Origin of the sequence: Nonomuraea sp. NPDC026600 (assembly GCF_040638335.1) — a bacterium.
Lineage (GTDB): Bacteria > Actinomycetota > Actinomycetes > Streptosporangiales > Streptosporangiaceae > Nonomuraea.
On the sequence record NZ_JBEZYD010000001.1, the window covers coordinates 241,796 to 258,275 of the forward strand.

At 71.5% G+C, this 16,480-nt stretch carries 17 protein-coding genes; 4 read left to right on the forward strand and 13 right to left on the reverse strand.

Annotation, left to right across the window (positions count from 1 at the left end; all coding sequences use genetic code 11):
* Positions 1–55: 55 nt before the first annotated feature.
* The 3 genes from AB0F17_RS01150 to AB0F17_RS01160 all read right to left on the reverse strand — a co-directional run bounded on the left by AB0F17_RS01150 (position 56) and on the right by AB0F17_RS01160 (position 3,282).
* The gene (locus AB0F17_RS01150; RefSeq protein WP_358014175.1) at positions 56–643 is read right to left on the reverse strand and encodes a phosphoribosylanthranilate isomerase; all 588 of its coding nucleotides are present in this window, start codon (positions 641–643) and stop codon (positions 56–58) included.
* Positions 644–892: 249 nt separating this feature from the next.
* Complete coding sequence (locus AB0F17_RS01155) at positions 893–1,579, reverse strand: response regulator transcription factor (RefSeq protein WP_358014178.1); 687 nt, start codon at positions 1,577–1,579, stop codon at positions 893–895.
* On the reverse strand, positions 1,576–3,282 hold the full coding sequence (locus tag AB0F17_RS01160) for a histidine kinase (protein WP_358014181.1): 1,707 nt from the start codon (positions 3,280–3,282) through the stop codon (positions 1,576–1,578). The genes AB0F17_RS01155 and AB0F17_RS01160 overlap by 4 nt, the downstream gene beginning before the upstream one ends.
* A 130-nt stretch (positions 3,283–3,412) precedes the next feature.
* Between AB0F17_RS01160 and AB0F17_RS01165 the strand changes: the two genes are divergently transcribed.
* Both AB0F17_RS01165 and AB0F17_RS01170 read left to right on the forward strand, forming a co-directional pair.
* The gene (locus tag AB0F17_RS01165; RefSeq protein ID WP_358014184.1) at positions 3,413–4,003 is read left to right on the forward strand and encodes an SAM-dependent methyltransferase; all 591 of its coding nucleotides are present in this window, start codon (positions 3,413–3,415) and stop codon (positions 4,001–4,003) included.
* Between the two features lie 26 nt (positions 4,004–4,029).
* On the forward strand, positions 4,030–5,211 hold the full coding sequence (locus AB0F17_RS01170; RefSeq protein WP_358014187.1) for an acyl-CoA dehydrogenase family protein: 1,182 nt from the start codon (positions 4,030–4,032) through the stop codon (positions 5,209–5,211).
* 13 nt (positions 5,212–5,224) lie between these two features.
* On the opposite strand, the gene AB0F17_RS01175 is transcribed toward AB0F17_RS01170, so the two are convergent.
* The 9 genes from AB0F17_RS01175 to AB0F17_RS01215 all read right to left on the reverse strand — a co-directional run bounded on the left by AB0F17_RS01175 (position 5,225) and on the right by AB0F17_RS01215 (position 13,079).
* Positions 5,225–6,019 carry an enoyl-CoA hydratase/isomerase family protein gene (locus AB0F17_RS01175; protein WP_358014190.1) on the reverse strand — a complete coding sequence of 265 codons (795 nt, stop codon included), beginning with the start codon at positions 6,017–6,019 and terminating at the stop codon, positions 5,225–5,227.
* The gene (locus AB0F17_RS01180) at positions 6,013–6,921 is read right to left on the reverse strand and encodes an alpha/beta hydrolase (RefSeq protein WP_358014193.1); all 909 of its coding nucleotides are present in this window, start codon (positions 6,919–6,921) and stop codon (positions 6,013–6,015) included. The genes AB0F17_RS01175 and AB0F17_RS01180 overlap by 7 nt, the downstream gene beginning before the upstream one ends.
* A 9-nt stretch (positions 6,922–6,930) precedes the next feature.
* Positions 6,931–7,617 (reverse strand): gamma-glutamyl-gamma-aminobutyrate hydrolase family protein, encoded by a 687-nt coding sequence (locus tag AB0F17_RS01185; protein ID WP_358014196.1) that lies wholly within the window; start codon positions 7,615–7,617, stop codon positions 6,931–6,933.
* 128 nt (positions 7,618–7,745) lie between these two features.
* Positions 7,746–8,969, reverse strand: coding sequence for a cytochrome P450 (locus AB0F17_RS01190; protein WP_358014198.1), 1,224 nt, complete (start codon positions 8,967–8,969; stop codon positions 7,746–7,748).
* Positions 8,966–10,162, reverse strand: a complete 1,197-nt coding sequence (locus AB0F17_RS01195) for a cytochrome P450 (RefSeq protein WP_358014201.1) — start codon at positions 10,160–10,162, stop codon at positions 8,966–8,968. Before AB0F17_RS01195 ends, AB0F17_RS01190 begins: the two co-directional genes overlap by 4 nt.
* Positions 10,159–10,755: an ATP/GTP-binding protein gene (locus tag AB0F17_RS01200; RefSeq protein WP_358014204.1), complete on the reverse strand. Its 597-nt coding sequence runs from the start codon at positions 10,753–10,755 to the stop codon at positions 10,159–10,161. The genes AB0F17_RS01195 and AB0F17_RS01200 overlap by 4 nt, the downstream gene beginning before the upstream one ends.
* Positions 10,733–11,089 carry a DUF742 domain-containing protein gene (locus tag AB0F17_RS01205; RefSeq protein ID WP_358014207.1) on the reverse strand — a complete coding sequence of 119 codons (357 nt, stop codon included), beginning with the start codon at positions 11,087–11,089 and terminating at the stop codon, positions 10,733–10,735. The genes AB0F17_RS01200 and AB0F17_RS01205 overlap by 23 nt, the downstream gene beginning before the upstream one ends.
* A complete protein-coding gene (locus tag AB0F17_RS01210; protein WP_358014210.1) occupies positions 11,086–11,484 on the reverse strand; it encodes a roadblock/LC7 domain-containing protein in 399 nt (132 codons plus the stop codon). The genes AB0F17_RS01205 and AB0F17_RS01210 overlap by 4 nt, the downstream gene beginning before the upstream one ends.
* 14 nt (positions 11,485–11,498) lie before the next feature.
* Positions 11,499–13,079, reverse strand: coding sequence for an ATP-binding protein (locus AB0F17_RS01215; RefSeq protein ID WP_358014212.1), 1,581 nt, complete (start codon positions 13,077–13,079; stop codon positions 11,499–11,501).
* 502 nt (positions 13,080–13,581) lie between these two features.
* On the opposite strand from AB0F17_RS01215, the gene AB0F17_RS01220 reads away from it, so the two are divergent.
* On the forward strand, positions 13,582–14,076 hold the full coding sequence (locus tag AB0F17_RS01220; protein ID WP_358014215.1) for a CAP domain-containing protein: 495 nt from the start codon (positions 13,582–13,584) through the stop codon (positions 14,074–14,076).
* 323 nt (positions 14,077–14,399) lie between these two features.
* Positions 14,400–15,518, forward strand: a complete 1,119-nt coding sequence (locus AB0F17_RS01225) for a globin domain-containing protein (protein ID WP_358014218.1) — start codon at positions 14,400–14,402, stop codon at positions 15,516–15,518.
* Here AB0F17_RS01225 and AB0F17_RS01230 read toward each other — a convergent pair.
* A complete protein-coding gene (locus AB0F17_RS01230; RefSeq protein ID WP_358014221.1) occupies positions 15,515–16,312 on the reverse strand; it encodes a helix-turn-helix transcriptional regulator in 798 nt (265 codons plus the stop codon). The genes AB0F17_RS01225 and AB0F17_RS01230 overlap by 4 nt on opposite strands.
* Between the last annotated feature and the right edge of the window lie 168 nt (positions 16,313–16,480).

Here is a 16,480-nt window from a genome sequence, read left to right on the forward strand (position 1 = left end):
GAGCGCGATCGGCGATCGTCAACGGACCCGGTGCCGGAGGTGTCAAAGAGGTCGGTCATGGGCGGGCCGCCGTGATGAAGCGGCGGATGAGGTCGGAGTCCTTTACGCCGGGCGCCAGCTCGACTCCGCTGGACACGTCCACGCCCCATGGTTCGGCGGCGGCGATGGCATCGGCGACGTTTGAGGGGGCGAGGCCGCCCGCCAGCAGCCAGTGTCCCGAGGGGTGGCCGCGCACCGCCGACCAGTCCCATGACTCGCCGGAGCCGGGGCGGGGGGCGTCGATGATGAGCAGGTCCTCGTCGTAGGCGCCGCAGCGTAGGTCGGCTTTGGCGTCGACGGCTCTGATCAGGGTGTGGCCGAGGTCCTTCAGCGCGGTGAAGTCGCCGTGCGGGTGCTTGCCGTGCAGTTGGATGCCGCGCATGCCGGAGGCGAGTGTGGCGGCGCGGACGGTCTCAGGGGACTCGCCGCGGAACACGCCGACGGTGAGGACGTGGGCGGGCACGGCCGCGGCCAGCTCGGCGGCTCGCTCGGGCGTCACCTGGCGGGGGCTCCGGGTCATCACAAAACCGATGGCGTCGGCGCCCGCCTCGACGGCGGTCGCCACGTGCTCGGGCTCGCTCAACCCGCAGATCTTCACGTACACACCGACGACCCTAGCGGCGCCGGGCGGCCCGCGGCGACCGTGACCCAGGCCGGAGTCCAGATGGGGCCCAAGCCGGGGCCGGGCCCAGAAGCCCAAGCCGGGCCGGGGCCAGGAGACGTCGTGGTGGTGAGCTTGAGCAGGGGGATCCTCTTGGGCGCCCGTGGCGGGGCCCGGCATTCAGGTGGTCCTTCCTGCGGTGAGGATCACATGATCGCAGGTCAGGGCCCGTACGGTCGTCAGCTCGTGGGATTATCCGAGGGGTCCGCCGCGAGGATGACGTACCGGCCGGAACGCCGCGTCCACCAAGCCGCTGCGATGGGCGACGACCGCGGCCTGGATCCGGTTGCGCAGCCCCAGTTTGTCCATGGCGGCGGCCACGTGGGACTTGACCGTGGTGATGCCCACGTGCAGTTCCTCGGCGATCTCCGCGTTGGACAGCCCGGTGCCGACCAGCGCGAGCACTTCCAGCTCGCGGTCGGTGAGCACGGCGGGGACCGGCATGGTCGCCTCCTCCTCGGCGGCCAGGAAGCGGGCGACGACCCGGCGCAGCACCGAGGGGCCCAGGAGTTGCTCGCCGGTCACGGCCCGGCGTACGGCGTCGACCATGCGTTCGGGCTCGTCGTCCTTGACCAGGAAGCCGACGGCGCCCGCGCGCAGGGCGGCGTACACGTCGGAGTCCTCGGCGAACGTGGTGAGCACGACGATCTTGGTGGCCGGCCGCGCCGCGAGGACCCGTCTGCTGGCCTCCAGCCCGTCGACCCTGGGCATGCGCAGGTCCATCAGGATCACGTCGGGCAGGTGCAGTTCGGCCAGGCGTACGGCCTCGGCGCCGTCCTGGGCCTCGGCCACGACCTCCATGTCGCCCGCGACCTGCAGCAGCATGCGTACGCCCGCGCGGACCAGCGCCTGGTCGTCGGCGACCAGGACGCGGATCACGTGGCACCCCCGGTGAGGCCGCCGGTGATGGTCCCGCTGATGAGGTCGGTGATGCACCCCGTGGGGCGCTCAGCCGGCGGGGAAGTGGGCGGGGAGGCGGGCGAGGCGATGGGCATGTCGGCCGTGAGCAGCCAGCCGCCGTCCTGGTCGAGGCCCGCGGTGAGCGTGCCGCCGAGTGCGCGGACGCGCTCGCGCATGCCGGCCAGGCCGCGGCCGGATGAGGGCAGGCGTCCGGATGAGGGCAGGCGTCCGACGATGGTGGGCGGGGGGCCGTTGCGTACGCGTACGGTCAGTGCCTGGCCGGTGGTGGTGACGGCGACGCTCACCTGAGTGCCGGGACCGGCGTGCTTGAGCACGTTCGTGAGACCTTCCTGGACGATGCGGGCGGCGGAGGCACGAGCTACGAGCGGGGCGTGCGCGGTGGCGGGGTCGAGTTCGAGCTCGACCTGGAGGCCGGCGGCGGTCATCCGCTCGGCGGACTCGCAGATGACCTCGGCGGGGTCGGCGGGCATGTCGGGCCGGCGGCCGGGGTCGCGCAGCACGTCGAGCAGCCCGCGCAGGTCTTCGAGCGCCTGGTGGCCGGTCTCGCGGATGTCGGCCAGCGCGTCGGCGACCGGCCCTTCGGGGGCGGCGTAGCGGGCGGCGCCGGCGCGCAGGACCATCGCGCCCACGTGGTGGGCCACGATGTCGTGCACCTCGCGGGCGATGTTCTCCCGCTCGAGGAGCTGGTCGGCGCGGACCTGGGCGACCGCCAGCCGGGCCGACTCGCGCACCCGCAGCCGCTCGGCCTCGGCGGCCGCCTGCCTGACACCCAGGTAGCGGCCGATCGCGACGGGGGTGGTCACCAGGGCCATCAGGATGGCGACGCGAAACGCGGTGACCTCGGTCGAGTCCTCGACGATCGCGAGCGAGGCGAGCATGGTGCAGACCACGTACGTGACCGTGATCCAGGCCCAGGAGGCGATCCGCATCGCGAACACGCAGAGCGCGATCAGCATCAGGATCAGGCAGGTGTTGACCGTGTCGTTGAGGTACTGGTCGGCGGCGATCAGCAGCACACTCTGGAAGATGAACACCAGTCCGGGAAAGCGCCGGGCGACGCCGAGAGACAGCCCGCCGAACACCGCGAACAGCCCCACGACCCAGACCGGCTGGGTGCCGTTGTGCCAGTCGGTCCAGGTGCTCAGCACAGTGAAGGCCACCCCGGCGCCGGCCAGCAGCACGTCCGGCGAGATGTCGCCGTCCTTCAGCCGCCCGGCGGGGCCGCGCAGGTAGGCGCCGATGAGGACGGGGAGGGTGGGGACGAGAATCGAGTACATCCACGAGTTCGTGGTGAGGGCGATGCCCGGGTCGGCCAGGTTGATCGCGGTCGCGGCGATGGCCGCGCCCAGCGCCGCGCAGGTCGGCCGCCAGCCCGAGTGGTAGGCGACCAGGCCGATGGAGACGCAGAGCAGCATCTGGGCGGTGTTGGAGCTGAACGACTGCACCTGGTCGGTGAAGACGAGGAACGCGGCGAGGTAGAGGCTCACCGCCAGCGGCGCGCGCCTGACCAGGCCCATGGGCGCGCCCACGCCGACGGCCATCGGGATCACCTCGTTGCCCGGCAGCAGCGCGGAGCCCCCGCCTTTGGCCGAGAGCATCAGGTCGAGTGCGGTTCCCGCGGCCGCGAGCAGGAGGTCGAGCGGCACACCACGCCATCGCATCCGCCCACGGTATCCGGGCGGGGCGCGCGTTCCGGTCCTCCTGACGGAGGAGCCGGTCTCCTCCTAGTGGCCGCATCACCGCCCCGTCGGCGGATGGGACAAGCGGGAGACTTCCCTTACCGTTTGGGGTATGCCTAATGACACCGCGTTGTTGCTCGGCCAGTTCCTGCGCGCTCCGGCCAAGATCGGCGCGTTCGCGCCCAGCTCGCGACGGCTCGCGGCGGCCGTGTGCGCGCCTTTGCCGGAACGCGGCGAGCCTACCGTGGTCGAGCTCGGCCCCGGCACGGGTCCCTTCACCGCGGAGATCCAGCGCCGGCTGAGCGGGCGGGGCCACCACATGGCCGTGGAGGTCAACCAGTCGCTGGCGGCGCTGCTGGCCCAGCGATTCCCCATCGTGGACGTCGTGCATGATGACGCGACCGAGCTCAGCCGCCTGCTCGGCGAGCGCGGCCTGCGGCAGGCCGACGTGGTGATCAGCGGGCTGCCCTGGGCGGCGTTCCCCGAGGACCTGCAGCGGGGGCTGCTCGGCGCGGTGTCCTCGGCGATGAGCCCGTCCGGGGCGTTCACCACGTTCGCCTACATCCACGCCATCCCGATGAGCTCGGCGCGCCGCTTCCGCGCGCTGCTGGCCGAGCGGTTCGAGGAGGTCGTGCCGGGCCGTACGGTGTGGCGCAACGCGCCTCCGGCGTTCGTGTTCCACGCCCGCAGACCTCGACCCTGAACAGAACTTACTTCTACGATGGGGTGATGGATTTCACCCTTCCCGACAGCGCCTTGGCCGTTCAGCGCGGCATCGGCGACATCTGCTCGCGCTATGACCTGGACTACTGGCAGCGGTGCGAGGCGGACAAGCGCTGGCCGGAGGAGGTCTGGGCGGAGCTGGCCAAGGGCGGCTGGCTGGGCCTGGCCGTGCCTGAGGAGTTCGGCGGTGGCGGGCAGGGGCTGCTGGAGCTGGCGGTGGCGACGGAGACGCTGGCCGCCTCGGGCGCGGCGGGCGGCTCGGCGTTCACGTACGTGCTGACGCCGGGGTTCGGCGCGCTCACCCTGGCCAGGCACGGCACGGCCGAGCAGCGGGCGGAGCTGCTGCCCCGGCTGGCCACGGGTGAGCTGGAGACGTGCTTCGCGCTGACCGAGCCGGACGCGGGCTCGAACGCGCTGGCCATCACGACGGCGGCCAGGCGCGACGGCGACGAGTACGTGATCAAGGGGCAGAAGATCTGGATCACCGGCGTCCAGCGGGCCACCTGGATGTTGCTGGTCACCAGGACCGTCCCGGCCGCCGAGGCCAAGCCGCGTACGCACGGGCTGACGGTCTTCCTGGTGAACGTGCCGGAGGCGGTGGCGGCCGGGCGGCTGTCGTACCAGCCGATCCCGAAGCTGGGCGCCAACACGACGCCGTCGAACATGGTGTTCATCGACGACCTCCGGGTGCCCGCCTCCAACGTGGTGGGGCAGATCGACCAGGGCGCGGCCGTGCTGTGGGACATCCTCAACCCCGAGCGGATCCTGCTCGCCGCCTCCGCGCTCGGCGGGGCCGAGGTGGCGTTGCGGGTGGCCGTGCGGTACGCCAAGGAACGCGAGGTGTTCGGCCGGCCGATCGGCGCCAACCAGGCGATCGCGTTCCCGCTGGCCCAGGTCAAGGCCAAGATCGAGCTGGCCCGCCTGATGCTCTACAAGGCCGCGTGGTCGTTCGACCGGCGCCTGCCGTGCGGCACCGAGGCCAACATCGCCAAGCTCACCGCGTCACAGGCGGCGTGGGAGGCGGCCGACGCCGCGTTCCAGACGTACGGCGGGATGGCGTACTCGCTCGAATACCCGGTGGCCAGGCTGCTCACGGACGCCCGCATCGGGAAGGTGGCACCGGTGACGGAGGAGCTGCTGCTCAACTACCTCGCGACACAGGTGCTGGGGTTGCCGCGCAGCTTCTGAGGACGGGCGGAAACTAGTGGAACTCCGGTGGCCGCTTCTCGCGCACCGCCCGCACGCCCTCCACCACGTCGGGGCCGCTGAAGCCGAGGAACTCCATGGCGAGCGAGGCGTCGAAGGTGGGTCCCGCCATGCGCAGCCAGTTGTTGAGCGAGTATTTGGTGAGGCGGATGGCCTCCTGGGAGCCGGCGGCGAGCCGTTGGGCGATCTCCATCGCCTTGTCGTGCACCTGGTCGTCGTCGACGCACAGGCTCACCAGGCCCATCCGCTCGGCCTCCTCGCCGGTGACGGGCTCGCAGAGCAGCAGGTGGTATTTGGCCTTGGCCAGCCCGCACAGCAGCGGCCAGATGATCGCGGCGTGGTCGCCCGCCGCGACGCCGAGCCGGGTGTGGCCGTCGATGATGCGGGCGGTGCGCCCGGCCACGGAGATGTCGGCCAGCAGGGCGACGGCCAGCCCGGCGCCCACCGCGGGCCCCTGCACGGCGGAGACGATCGGCTTGGCGCAGTTGAGCACGTTGTAGACGATGTCGCGGGCCTCGGCGAACACGCGCAGCCTGGTGGCGTGGTCGCGGGTCATCTCCTCGATCATGGACAGGTCGCCGCCCGCGGAGAACGCCTCGCCCTCTCCCCTGACGATCACCGCCCTGACGGAGTCGTCGCGGTCGACGTCGCGCCAGATCTCGGCCAGCTCGCGGTGGCCGGTCATGTCGACGGCGTTGCGCCTGCGCGGCTCGCTGATCGTGATCCGCAGCACGCCGTCAGCGGGCGTGTCGATCTTGAGCTTCTCGTACGCGCTCCCGTACCTCACCATGCCTCCCGCAGCCGCGCGGCCACGTAGTCGCGGGCCTCGACGGCCTGGTCGAACAGGCCGGGCAGGCCGAAGAAGCCGTGGATGGCCCCGTCGAACCGGCGCGTCTCGACGGGCACCCCGGCCTCGGCCAGCCGGGTGCCGTAGCGTTCGCCGTCGTCGCGGAGCACGTCGCACTCGGCGGTCACCACGGTCGCGGGCGCCAGCCCCGCGACGGACGGCAGCCGCAGCGGGGACAGCCGCGGATCCTCCAGGTCGGCCGCGCCGGCGTACTGCGTGAGGAGCCATGCGAGGTCGTCGGCGTCGAGGCCGAAGCCCTTGGCGAACTCGGCGTGGCTGGGGGTGTCCATGGCCGCGTCGAGCGCCGGGTGGACGAGCACCTGGTGGGCCAGGCGCAGCCCGGCGTCGCGGGCCTGCCAGGCGGCCACGGCGGCGAGGTTGCCGCCCGAGCTCTCGCCCATCACGGCGACGCCGCCGGCGCACTGGTAGAAGGCGGGGCGGGCGAAGATGTCGCGTACCACGGTCCAGGCGTCGTCGGCCGCGGCCGGGAACGGGTGCTCGGGGGCCAGCCGGTAGCCGACGGAGACGACCACCGCACCGGTGCGCAGCGCCAGGTCGCGGCCGAGCGCGTCGCTGCGCTTGATGCCTCCGGTCATCCAGCCGCCGCCGTGGAAGTAGACCACCACGGGCAGCGCGCCGTCGCCCCGGTCGGCGCGGTAGACGCGGATCGGCACGCCCTCGGCGCTCTCGTCGCGGACGAAGGCCAGCTGGGTGAGCGGCCCGCGCTCTCGCGCGAAGTCGTCCCGGGCCCGGTCCTCCTGGATCCCGGCCAGGTCCAGCCCGACCCGGCCGGGGCCGGACAGGTAGCGCTCGACGTAGTCCTGCGCCTGGGGGTGCAGTGGCATGATCGAAGCCTAGCGGGCCGCCTCCACGAGCGCATCGAAGATCCGGCCGTCCTCGCTCCGCTCGGGGTGCCACTGCACGCCGACCCCGAACCGGTGGCCCTGCAGCTCGATGCCCTCGACGATCTGGTCGTCGGCCCAGGCCACCGCCAGCAGCCCGGTGCCCAGCCTGCGCACCGACTGGGTGTGCGGCGCGACCACCTCGACCTTGTCGCCCACCGCCTTGCCGAGCTTGCTCGACACGCTCACCTGGATGACGTGCGGCACGCCCGGCTCGGCGTGACGCTCGTTGTCAAGCACCTCGGGCAGCCACGGGATCAGCGTGCCGCCCTGGGCGACGTTCAGCACGTGCATGCCGCGGTCGATGGCCAGAATCGGCACGTCGGCCTGTACCGCGGCGCGGGCCAGGGCCAGCTCGAACCTGTCGCGGTGCCCCTGCGCCTCCGGCACCCGCTCGTCCTGCTCCTCGCCGTAGGCGCCGCCGCCCACTTCGATCCCGCCGGCCAGCACCACGCCCTGCAGCCCGCGTACGTAGGCGTCGATCGCGTGCAGGTTCAGCGGCGGCAGCACCACGGGGGCGCCCCCGGCGCGCTCGACGGCCTTGGCGTAGGACGGAGGCGACAGCACCGCCTCGCGCACCCAGTCGCCCCAGCGGGCGGCTTCGAAGTAGGCGGTGATGCCGATCAGCGGTCGGGACATGCGATCTCCAGAGTGCCTGGTGGAGTCCGTGCCGCCGCCGGTCGTGACGACGGCCGCACGCCCATCATGGCGCACACCATTTCGGTTATGTCACCTCTCCGGGAGATCCTGTGCCGTATCGCGCGAAGTCAGGGCACTGTCAGGAAGACCGGCAGCTCCGCCGCGGAGTTGGAGAACAGCGACGGCACGGGGACGAGCGCCCCGGGCGGGACGGCGAGCGACAGGCCGGGGTAGCGGCGGAAGAGGGCGGGCAGCGCCTCGGTGGCCTCCAGGCGGGCCAGCGGGGCGCCCAGGCACAGATGGGGGCCGCCGCCGAAGGCCAGGTGCCGGCGTTGCTCGCGGGTGATGTCGAACCGCGCGGCGTCGGAGCCGTGCTGCGCCTCGTCGCGTCCCACCGCGCTGTACGGGGCCAGGATGGCGTCTCCGGCGGGGATGGTGACGCCGGCGATCTCGATGTCCTCCAGCGGGTAGCGGGCCAGGAAGTTGCCGATGGGCGCGTCCCAGCGCAGCGTCTCCTCCACGACGGCCGACCAGGTGTCCTCGCCGCCGGCCACCGCCAGCGCGCGCTGGTCCGGGTGGGTGAGCAGCGCGCGGGCGCCGTTGACGATCAGGCTGAGCGTGGTCTCGTGCCCGGCGGCGAGCATCAGCCAGAGGGTGCCGACCAGTTCCTCGTCGGTGAGCCGCTCCGGGTCGTCGCGCTGGGCGGCGATCAGCGCGCTGATCAGGTCGTCGCCGGGCTCGGCGTGGCGCGCGGCGACGAGCCGGTTCAGCAGCAGGTAGATGTCGCGCTGGGTCTTGAGCACCTCCTCCGGGGCGGTGGTGGAGCGGAAGATGCTGTCCACCAGCTCCCGCAGCTCGGGGCGGTCCTCCTCCGGCACTCCGACGAGCTCGCAGATCACCTGCATGGGCACCGGATAGGCGAAGTGCTTGCGCAGGTCGACGGTCCCGTCGGGCCGCACGTGCGACGGGAGGTCGTCCAGCAGCATGCCGACGGTCCCGGCGATGCGCGGCCGCAGGCTCTGGACGTGGCGCGGCGTGAGCGTCCGGGTGACGAACTTACGCAGCCGATGATGCTCGGGCCCGTCGGCGGTGACCATGTTGGTGACCTTGACCATGCCGATCAGCGGCCAGTCGTCGGCGATGTCGCCGTCACGGATGGCCGTCCAGTGGAGCCAGTCCTTGCTGACCCTGCGGTCGGTCAGCAGGTCGGCCAGCAGGGCGTGATGGGTGACCGACCACGCCTCGACGCCGCCCGGCAGGACGACGCGGACGACGGGGCCCAGTTCCCGCAGCCGGGCGGCCTCGCCGTGGTGGTCGGTCCCGGCGGGGTCGAGGGTGACTACGGGGATCATGAACGGTCTCCAAGCGCGCTGAAGCGGACCGGCAGCGAGGCGGGGCAGCGGGTCCACGGTGAAGGGTGCGGAGTCAGCTCCGCGGCGTCCACCGAGAGGCGTACGTCGGGCAGCAGGTGCAGGGCCGTCTCGACCGCGGTGCGGGTGATGAGCCGGGCGGGGACGGGGGCCGGGCAGACGTGCGGGCCCGCGCTCCAGGCCAGATGGGCGCGGTTGCCGAGCTCGATCTCCGTCGCGCCGTCGTGGACGCGCGGGTCGTCGTTGGCCGCCGACAGGCCCAGGACGAGCGCGTCGCCGCGGGCGATGCGCCGGCCGCCGAGCTCGGTGTCGCGCAGGGCGTACCGGGCGGGCATGTTCGTCATGGGCGGGTCGCGCCAGAGAACCTCGTCCAGCGCGTCGTCGACGCCGAGGCGCCCGCCGCGCAGCCGGCCCGCGAAGCGCGGGTCGGTCAGCATGAGCCGGAACGTCTGCGCGATCCACGTGGTCGTCGTCTCCTGCGCGGCGGAGATCATCACCACCATCGTCTGCAGCACCTCGGCCTCGTCGCGCAGGTCGGCGTGCGCCAGGAAGTGGCTGGTCAGGTCATCGGCCGGGGCCTCCTTCCTGGCCCGCATGAGGCCGCCGAGCATCTCCTCGAACCTCCTGTTGCCCGCCTGGGAGTCCCCGGCGCTGCCGAACAGGGCGCGCAGCGCGGCCAGCAGCTCGTGGCCCTGGCCGGTGTCGAGGCCGAACAGCCCGGCGATGGCCAGCATCGGGACGACGGCCGCGTACTCGCCGACCAGGTCGGCGCTGCCGCGCTCGGCGAAGTCCTCGATGAGCTGCCGGCACATGGCCTCGACGGAGCGGCGCATGCCGCGCTGGTCGATCGCGGCGACCCCGTCGTCGATCGGGCGGCGCAGGCGGCGGTGCTCGGCCCCGTCGGCGCCGACCACGTTGGGCCGCCAGAACATCATCGGTCCCAGCCCCGAGTCGGGCGGCACGACGCCTTCCTGGAACAGCCGCCAGTTGCGGGCGTCGCGCGAGTACAGCTTCTCCTGCCGGGTGATGGTCAGCAGCTCCTGGTAGCCCATGACGAGCCAGGCCCCGACGCCCGGTTCGAGCTCCACCCAGGCGACGTCGCCCCATTCGCGGCGCAGCCTGCGGAAGACGCCGTGCGGGTCGGGGCAGGTCGTGGTGGCGGACAGGGGGATCATGAAGGGCCCTTCTGCATGGCCAGCGCGTGCTTGACGAGGGCGATCAGCGCGTCCACCGACGAGGACCGGCTCCTGGCGTCGCAGTGCACGATGGGTGTGCCGGGCTCCAGGTCCAGCGCCTCGCGCAGCGCCTGCGGGCTGTGGCGCGTGGAGTCGGGGAAGTGGTTGACGGCGACGGCGAAGGGCAGGTCGCCGCGGAGTTCGAGCTGGTCGAGCACTTCGAAGCTGCCCTCGATGCGGCGGGTGTCGACCAGGACGAGCGCGCCGACGGCGCCCTCGCCGAGCCCGGCCCACAGGTCCCAGAAGCGCCGCTGGCCGGGGGTGCCGAACAGGTAGAGCACCGTGTACGGGCTGAGCGTGATGCGGCCGAAGTCCATGGCCACCGTGGTCGTGGTCTTGCCGTCCAGCCCGGCCAGGTCGTCCACGCCGACGCTGGCCTGGGTCATGGTCTCCTCGGTACGCAGGGGCTCGATCTCGCTGACCGCGCCGATCATCGTGGTCTTGCCGACGCCGAAGTCGCCGACCACGAGGATCTTGACCGCCCGCTGCACGGTGTCGGGCAGGTAGCGGTCAGCTGAGCCTGCGGAGCCCATTGAGCACCTCCTGGAGGGTAGTCAGATCTGGGCGCCCGGCCTCAGGGATGCGGGAGCGGGCTATCAGGTGGCCGGAGTCGACGAGGTCGGAGGCCAGGATCCCGGCCACGCTCAGCGGCAGCCGGAGGTGCGCGGCCGCCTCCGCCAGCGAGAGGAGCCGCCCGAACATGCGCAGCAGGTCGCGCGCCTGGCGGGCGGCCGAGGGCGGCAGCGGCTTGCCGGCGTCGGCCACGACGAGGAGCGTGTCGAGGCCGACGGTGTTGCGGGTGGGGCGGGCCCGGCCCTGGGTGAGCACGTAGGGCCGCACCGCGCTGTCGTGGTACTCGCCGCTCATCTGCGCGTGGCCCCGCGTGCGGGGGTGCTGAAGTTCCTCTCGCCGATCTTGATGACCTGAGCCTGCATCTGCTGCGCGATGAGCCGCGGGTCGACCACAGGATCGGTGATGACCACCAGGTGGGAGCCGGACCCGGCGGCGCGGGCGAACAGGAAGCCGCCCTCGAAGCCCACCATCAGCTCCCTGACGGTCCGGTTGCCGCCGCCGAACTCGCGCCCGACGCTCTGGGCCAGCGACTGCAGCCCCGAGCAGGCGGCCGACAGCCGGTCGGCGACGTCTCTGTCCGTACCTGCCGAGCGGGCCTTCAGCAGGCCGTCGGAACTGAGGACGACGACATGGCGGACCCCTGGGACCCAGACGACCTCGGCGATCATCCAGTCCTGGTCTTGGTGCATCGGTACCCCGTTCGTCATCGGTCGTCGTGTTCCCCGGTGTCGGGGTCGTGGTCGAAGAAGGCGGCCATCCACTCGCCCGCCTGTTCTGGTGTCGCGGGCCGCTCCGCGGCGGCGGACCGCGCACCGCCCGGTTCCGTCGCGTCGGAGCTCGCCTCTCCGCGGCGGGAGCGTCTGCGTGGCAGCGCGCCGCCCGCCATGCCTTCTGTCGTGCCGCCCGTCCCAGCGGCGTGCTCGCCGGAGGTGTCCGGAGCGGGATCGTCCAGCGTGGGGTGATCCTGCTGGGCGGGGTGGTCCTGGGCGGGGTCGATCGGCTGGGCCTCGTGGCGCGGGGGGCGGGCTCGCGGCGGCGCCTCCGCCGGCTCCAGCGTCTCCACGATCGAGCTGGTCACCAGGACGACTGCGCGCACCCCTCCGTACGGCGAGGGCATCAGGTCGGCCAGGAACCCGTGGCGGCGCACGTAGTGCCCGATGACCGCGAGGCCGGTCTGCGGGATCTCCCCCACTTCGCCCACGTCGACGGGCCTGCGCCCGGAGACGATCTCGCGTGCCTGCTCCAGGTGGTGGTCGTCCATGCCGACGCCGCCGTCGTCGATCTCGATGACGGCGCCGCGCTGCACGTGACGGACCGCCACGAGCACCGCGGTCGCCGGCGGCGAGGACTGGGTGGCGTTGGCGAGCAGCTCGGCCACCAGGTGGATGAGCGGCTCGACCACGTGGGCGGCGACGGCGGTGTCCGGGTCGCCCGACACCTCCACCCGCTTGTAGGCGACGATCCTGGAGGCGGCGGCCCGCACCACGTCGACCAGCGCGAGCGGATTGGGCCACTGCTGGCCCGGCCACTCGCCACACAGCACGGCCAGGCTCTGCGCGTGGCGCCCCTGCTGGGCGGCGGCGTGGTCGACCTGCATGCTGGTCTCGAGCACGTCCGGGTTGCCGGGGTGGCGTTCGGCCATCACGGACACGTTCTCCTGGATGCGGTGCGCGGAGGTCTGCACGCGCCGGGCCAGCGCCAGCAGGGCCAGCCGCAGCGACTCCTGCCGCTCGCGGTCCTGCTCGGCGGCGCCGCCGACCGCGTCGAGCACGTCTTCCAGCAGCTCGGCCGCGTCCTCGTCGAGCCCGGGGCTCTGGTACGGCGCGGGCACCGCGTCCTGGGCGATCACGGCCGGGATCCGCGCCTCCACCAAGTGCTTGATCGCCTCCTGCAGGGCCTTGGAGCGGGCCGCGACGTGCTTGCTCCACTGGGTGTTGCGCTGCTGGAGGTGGCGCTGGAACTCCGCCTCGCGCTGCTGCATGGCGCTCTCGCGCCGGCTCGTCGCGCGCACGGCCTCCTGGTGGGTCTGGCGCAGCGCCGCCACGGCGGCCACGGTGGCGAGCGCGAGCGCCGCGGCGACCACGCACGCCCAGACGACGCCGGACCGGCCGTCAAGGAGCAGGGCGGCGAAGGCGCAGCAGGCGGCGACCACGGGCAGGGCCAGCGCCGCCGGCCAGAGCCACGCGGCCTGGGGCGCCGGTGCCGGAACCGGGCTCGCCGGCGTCTGAGGTGACCGGGTCGGGCGTGCCGGGGCCTGGGGCGGTGGGGGTTGGGAACGAGCCATGGTCACCTTCGCGAACGGGCTGGAGAATGCGCTGGTCTCAGGCGGGAGGCGGCTATGGAGACCCCCTCTGCCGAAGCAAGCGGCACCTCCCCTTCCAGTCCGTTGCCCCTGCGTCACTCCCAGTGGTGACACATCCGCCAAGATCCGATTATTCCGACTCTACAGAATCAGTCAATCCATTCCCCGCCGCGTGTCAGATATATCACAAAGGTGCTTTTTATCCCCATTTGTCCCGACATGTCCTCTTTGCGGGCAGTGGCGCGCCCGACACATTCCCGGCTCGTCCGGTCAATGAAGCACGCCTTCCCATCCAGCCAGGAATGGTCTGACAAGGACCACCCGAAAACGTTTCCCGATGACATCTGGGCCCCTATGCCCCTTGTAGCGACAAATCCCGTCGCCCACAATCCATGGGAAAGCGTAGAGTCACAGGAAGGGAACTCATTGTGCGTACGAACAATGCCTTGTTCGCGGCCGGTCGGTCGCGAACGAGGTACTGACGATGGCAGGCTTACGCCCCCCTCTCCCCGACGCCACGAGCGACGGCTTCCTCGCGGAGGCGCTGGCCGAGGCCAATGCCCATCGTGCCAAGCATCACGCCCCACCGCTGGTCCTGGACCCGGAGCTGGTCGAGTACGCCAGGTCCCGCGCGGCGTCGCGATCGGAACATCCGGACACGGCGGCCGGGCACGACGGACTACGAGAAGGCACCGGCGAGAACCTTTTCTGGGGCGCCGGTTCGAAAAAACTGCCGCTCGCCGCCGGGAAAGCGGTCGCTGAATGGTACGACGAAATCAAAGGCTACGACTTCGGCGACCCGGAAAACGTCGCCGACTGCGGTCACTTCACCCAACTGGCGTGGAAGGACAGCCGGCGGATGGGCGCCGGACGAGTGGCCGGACAGGGTCAGGTTTTCTTCGAGACGTACATCATCTTCGTTTTCGAGGAGCCCGGCAATAAGTCCGGCCGCTTCGCGGAGAACGTACGGCCCGCCTGACTTCCGGTCCGGGAGCCGTGCCAGCCGACGGCTCCCCCTACGGTCCGATCTTCTCCGCCATACTATGCGAATACGACATATTTTCACTTTTGATGACCGAAATCTACCTCAACCGAATGCGGAAAATCACGTTACCGTCACGGAAAGTTCTGCTCAGCACTGTATCGGGGCGAAACGGTTGTGACGCCCAGGAGGTGGTGTAAGACTCGAATTCGAGCGATCGGTCGAGCCGGGGCCCGCCGAGCGCTCATCACCCGGAGCCGTCAGGGAGGTGTAACGACACGACCGGAATGATATTCCGGCCAAAGGGTGGGGTTAATTTCATGTCGTTGAATCCACGCCTGGTAAAAGAGAGTTTCGCCGTCGTGGAGCCGGTGGCCGACAAGGCCACCGCCTACTTCTACGGCCGGCTGTTCGCCGAGAGTCCGCACCTGCGGGGCATGTTCCCCCCGGCCATGGACATGCAGCGCGACCGGCTCTTCAGCGCACTGACCCGCATCGTGTGGAGCCTGGACAGCCCGGACAGCCTGGCGTCCTTCCTCCGCCAGCTCGGGCGGGACCACCGCAAGTACGGCGTGATCGCGGAGCACTACACCGCGGTCGGCAACGCCCTGCTGGCCACCATCAAGCGGTTCGCCGCCGACATCTGGCACGAGGAGATCGAAGCGGCCTGGGTGGCCGCGTACACGGTCGCGGCCAATCTCATGATCGAGTCGGCCGAGTCCGACTCCGGGGTCTCGCCCGCGTGGTGGCTGGCCGAGGTCGTCGACCACGAGCGGCGTACGGAGGACATCGCCGTCCTGACGATGCGGCCGACGCAGCGCCTGCCGTACATGCCGGGCCAGTACGTCAACGTGCAGGTCGCGCGCTGGCCGCGCGTCTGGCGCACGTTCTCCATCGCCAACGCGCCGCGCGTGGACAACACGATCACGCTGCACGTGCGCTCGGTCCCCTGCGGCTGGGTGTCCACCACCCTGACCAGGGACACCCGCGTCGGCGACACGATCATGCTGGGGCCGCCGATGGGCACGATGACGCTGTGCGACCGCAGCCCCCGCGACGTGCTGTGCGTGGCGGGCGGCACCGGGCTGGCGCCGATCAAGGCGATCATCGAGCACATCATCGCCTCGGGCCGCCGTCCCAACATCCACCTGCTGTTCGGCGCGCGGACCGCGGCGGAGCTGTACGACCTGCCCGACCTCATCCGCATGGAGGCGTCGTTCCCCTGGCTGCGGGTGCTGCCGGTGGTGTCCGGCCAGCCCTCCTACGACGGGATGCGCGGCCGGCTGCCGGAGGTCACGCAGCGCTTCCACTCGTGGGCCGAGCACGAGGTGTACGTGTGCGGGCCACCCGCCATGGTCAACGAGACGGTCCGGCGGATGCAGATCGACGGCGTGCCCCTGTCACGCATCCACCGCGACATCGTGCAGGGAGAACGTTAGGGGCAGGAGACCTGCTGGAAGGCGGCGGCGGTCTCGTCGTCGTTGGGCCAGAACGTCTCGATGGCGAGCTCGGCGACCGTGACGTCCAGCGGCGTGCCGAACGTGGCGATCGTGGTGAACATCGACAGGATCCGCGTCCCGTGCCTGATCCGCAGCGGCACCAGGATGTCGGCCGGTCCCGGCACGTGCGCCACGTTCAGGTCCACGCCGGGGTAGGTGTAGGCGGCCAGCTCGTCGTGCAGCTCGGCGAGCTGCCCGGAGCCCGACGCCTCCGCCTGCCTGCGCAACTGGTGCAGCAGGTGGGCGCGGACCTCCGCGAGGTTGACCAGGCGGCCGCCCATCGCCTCGGGGTGCAGCGACAGCCGCATCACGTTGACCGGCTCCTTGAGCAGCTCCTCGGGCACCCCGTCCATGAACATGGCCGCCGCCGAGTTGGCCGCCACCAGGTTCCAGGCGGCGTCCACGACGAGCGCGGGGTACGGCTCGTGCCCGGCGAGGATCTTGTCGAGCGCCTGCCGGACGATGGGGGCGCGGGCCTCGCGTTCGGGGAAGACCGGCGCGAAGCCCGCCGCCACCAGCAGCCGGTTGCGGTGGCGCAGCGGCACCTCCAGCTCCTCCGACAGCTTCATCACCATCTCGCGGCTCGGCCGGGCACGCCCGGTCTCGAGGAAACTGAGGTGGCGAGCCGACACCTCGGCCTCGATCGCCAGATCGAGCTGGCTCACCCGCCGCCGCTGCCGCCAGGACCGCAGCAGATCCCCAAAAGACTCATCTTCTAGTGCAAGTGCGCCCATGCCGGCAACGCTATCGGGGGGAGGGAAGCGTGGCGATTACCTCCCACGTAAGGGGGCGTGGCAATCTCTTCGATCAGTGACCGGGCGGCATGGATTCTCATGGTCTCTTCGCTCGATTCGCGAAATTTCGCAACTCTGGCGATTATGTAAACGACCAGGCGGGGCGAC

Excerpts from the sequence above, each read along its gene's own strand:
- AB0F17_RS01185 (WP_358014196.1), bottom strand. The coding sequence starts at position 7,617 with ATGTCCCGACCGCTGATCGGCATCACCGCCTACTTCGAAGCCGCCCGC.
- AB0F17_RS01190 (WP_358014198.1), bottom strand. The coding sequence starts at position 8,969 with ATGATCCCCGTAGTCACCCTCGACCCCGCCGGGACCGACCACCACGGC.
- AB0F17_RS01165 (WP_358014184.1), top strand. The coding sequence starts at position 3,413 with ATGCCTAATGACACCGCGTTGTTGCTCGGCCAGTTCCTGCGCGCTCCG.
- AB0F17_RS01215 (WP_358014212.1), bottom strand. The coding sequence starts at position 13,079 with ATGGCTCGTTCCCAACCCCCACCGCCCCAGGCCCCGGCACGCCCGACC.
- AB0F17_RS01175 (WP_358014190.1), bottom strand. The coding sequence starts at position 6,019 with ATGGTGAGGTACGGGAGCGCGTACGAGAAGCTCAAGATCGACACGCCC.
- AB0F17_RS01200 (WP_358014204.1), bottom strand. The coding sequence starts at position 10,755 with ATGGGCTCCGCAGGCTCAGCTGACCGCTACCTGCCCGACACCGTGCAG.
- AB0F17_RS01210 (WP_358014210.1), bottom strand. The coding sequence starts at position 11,484 with ATGCACCAAGACCAGGACTGGATGATCGCCGAGGTCGTCTGGGTCCCA.
- AB0F17_RS01195 (WP_358014201.1), bottom strand. The coding sequence starts at position 10,162 with ATGATCCCCCTGTCCGCCACCACGACCTGCCCCGACCCGCACGGCGTC.
- AB0F17_RS01225 (WP_358014218.1), top strand. The coding sequence starts at position 14,400 with ATGTCGTTGAATCCACGCCTGGTAAAAGAGAGTTTCGCCGTCGTGGAG.
- AB0F17_RS01170 (WP_358014187.1), top strand. The coding sequence starts at position 4,030 with ATGGATTTCACCCTTCCCGACAGCGCCTTGGCCGTTCAGCGCGGCATC.
- AB0F17_RS01180 (WP_358014193.1), bottom strand. The coding sequence starts at position 6,921 with ATGCCACTGCACCCCCAGGCGCAGGACTACGTCGAGCGCTACCTGTCC.
- AB0F17_RS01205 (WP_358014207.1), bottom strand. The coding sequence starts at position 11,089 with ATGAGCGGCGAGTACCACGACAGCGCGGTGCGGCCCTACGTGCTCACC.
- AB0F17_RS01160 (WP_358014181.1), bottom strand. The coding sequence starts at position 3,282 with ATGCGATGGCGTGGTGTGCCGCTCGACCTCCTGCTCGCGGCCGCGGGA.
- AB0F17_RS01220 (WP_358014215.1), top strand. The coding sequence starts at position 13,582 with ATGGCAGGCTTACGCCCCCCTCTCCCCGACGCCACGAGCGACGGCTTC.
- AB0F17_RS01230 (WP_358014221.1), bottom strand. The coding sequence starts at position 16,312 with ATGGGCGCACTTGCACTAGAAGATGAGTCTTTTGGGGATCTGCTGCGG.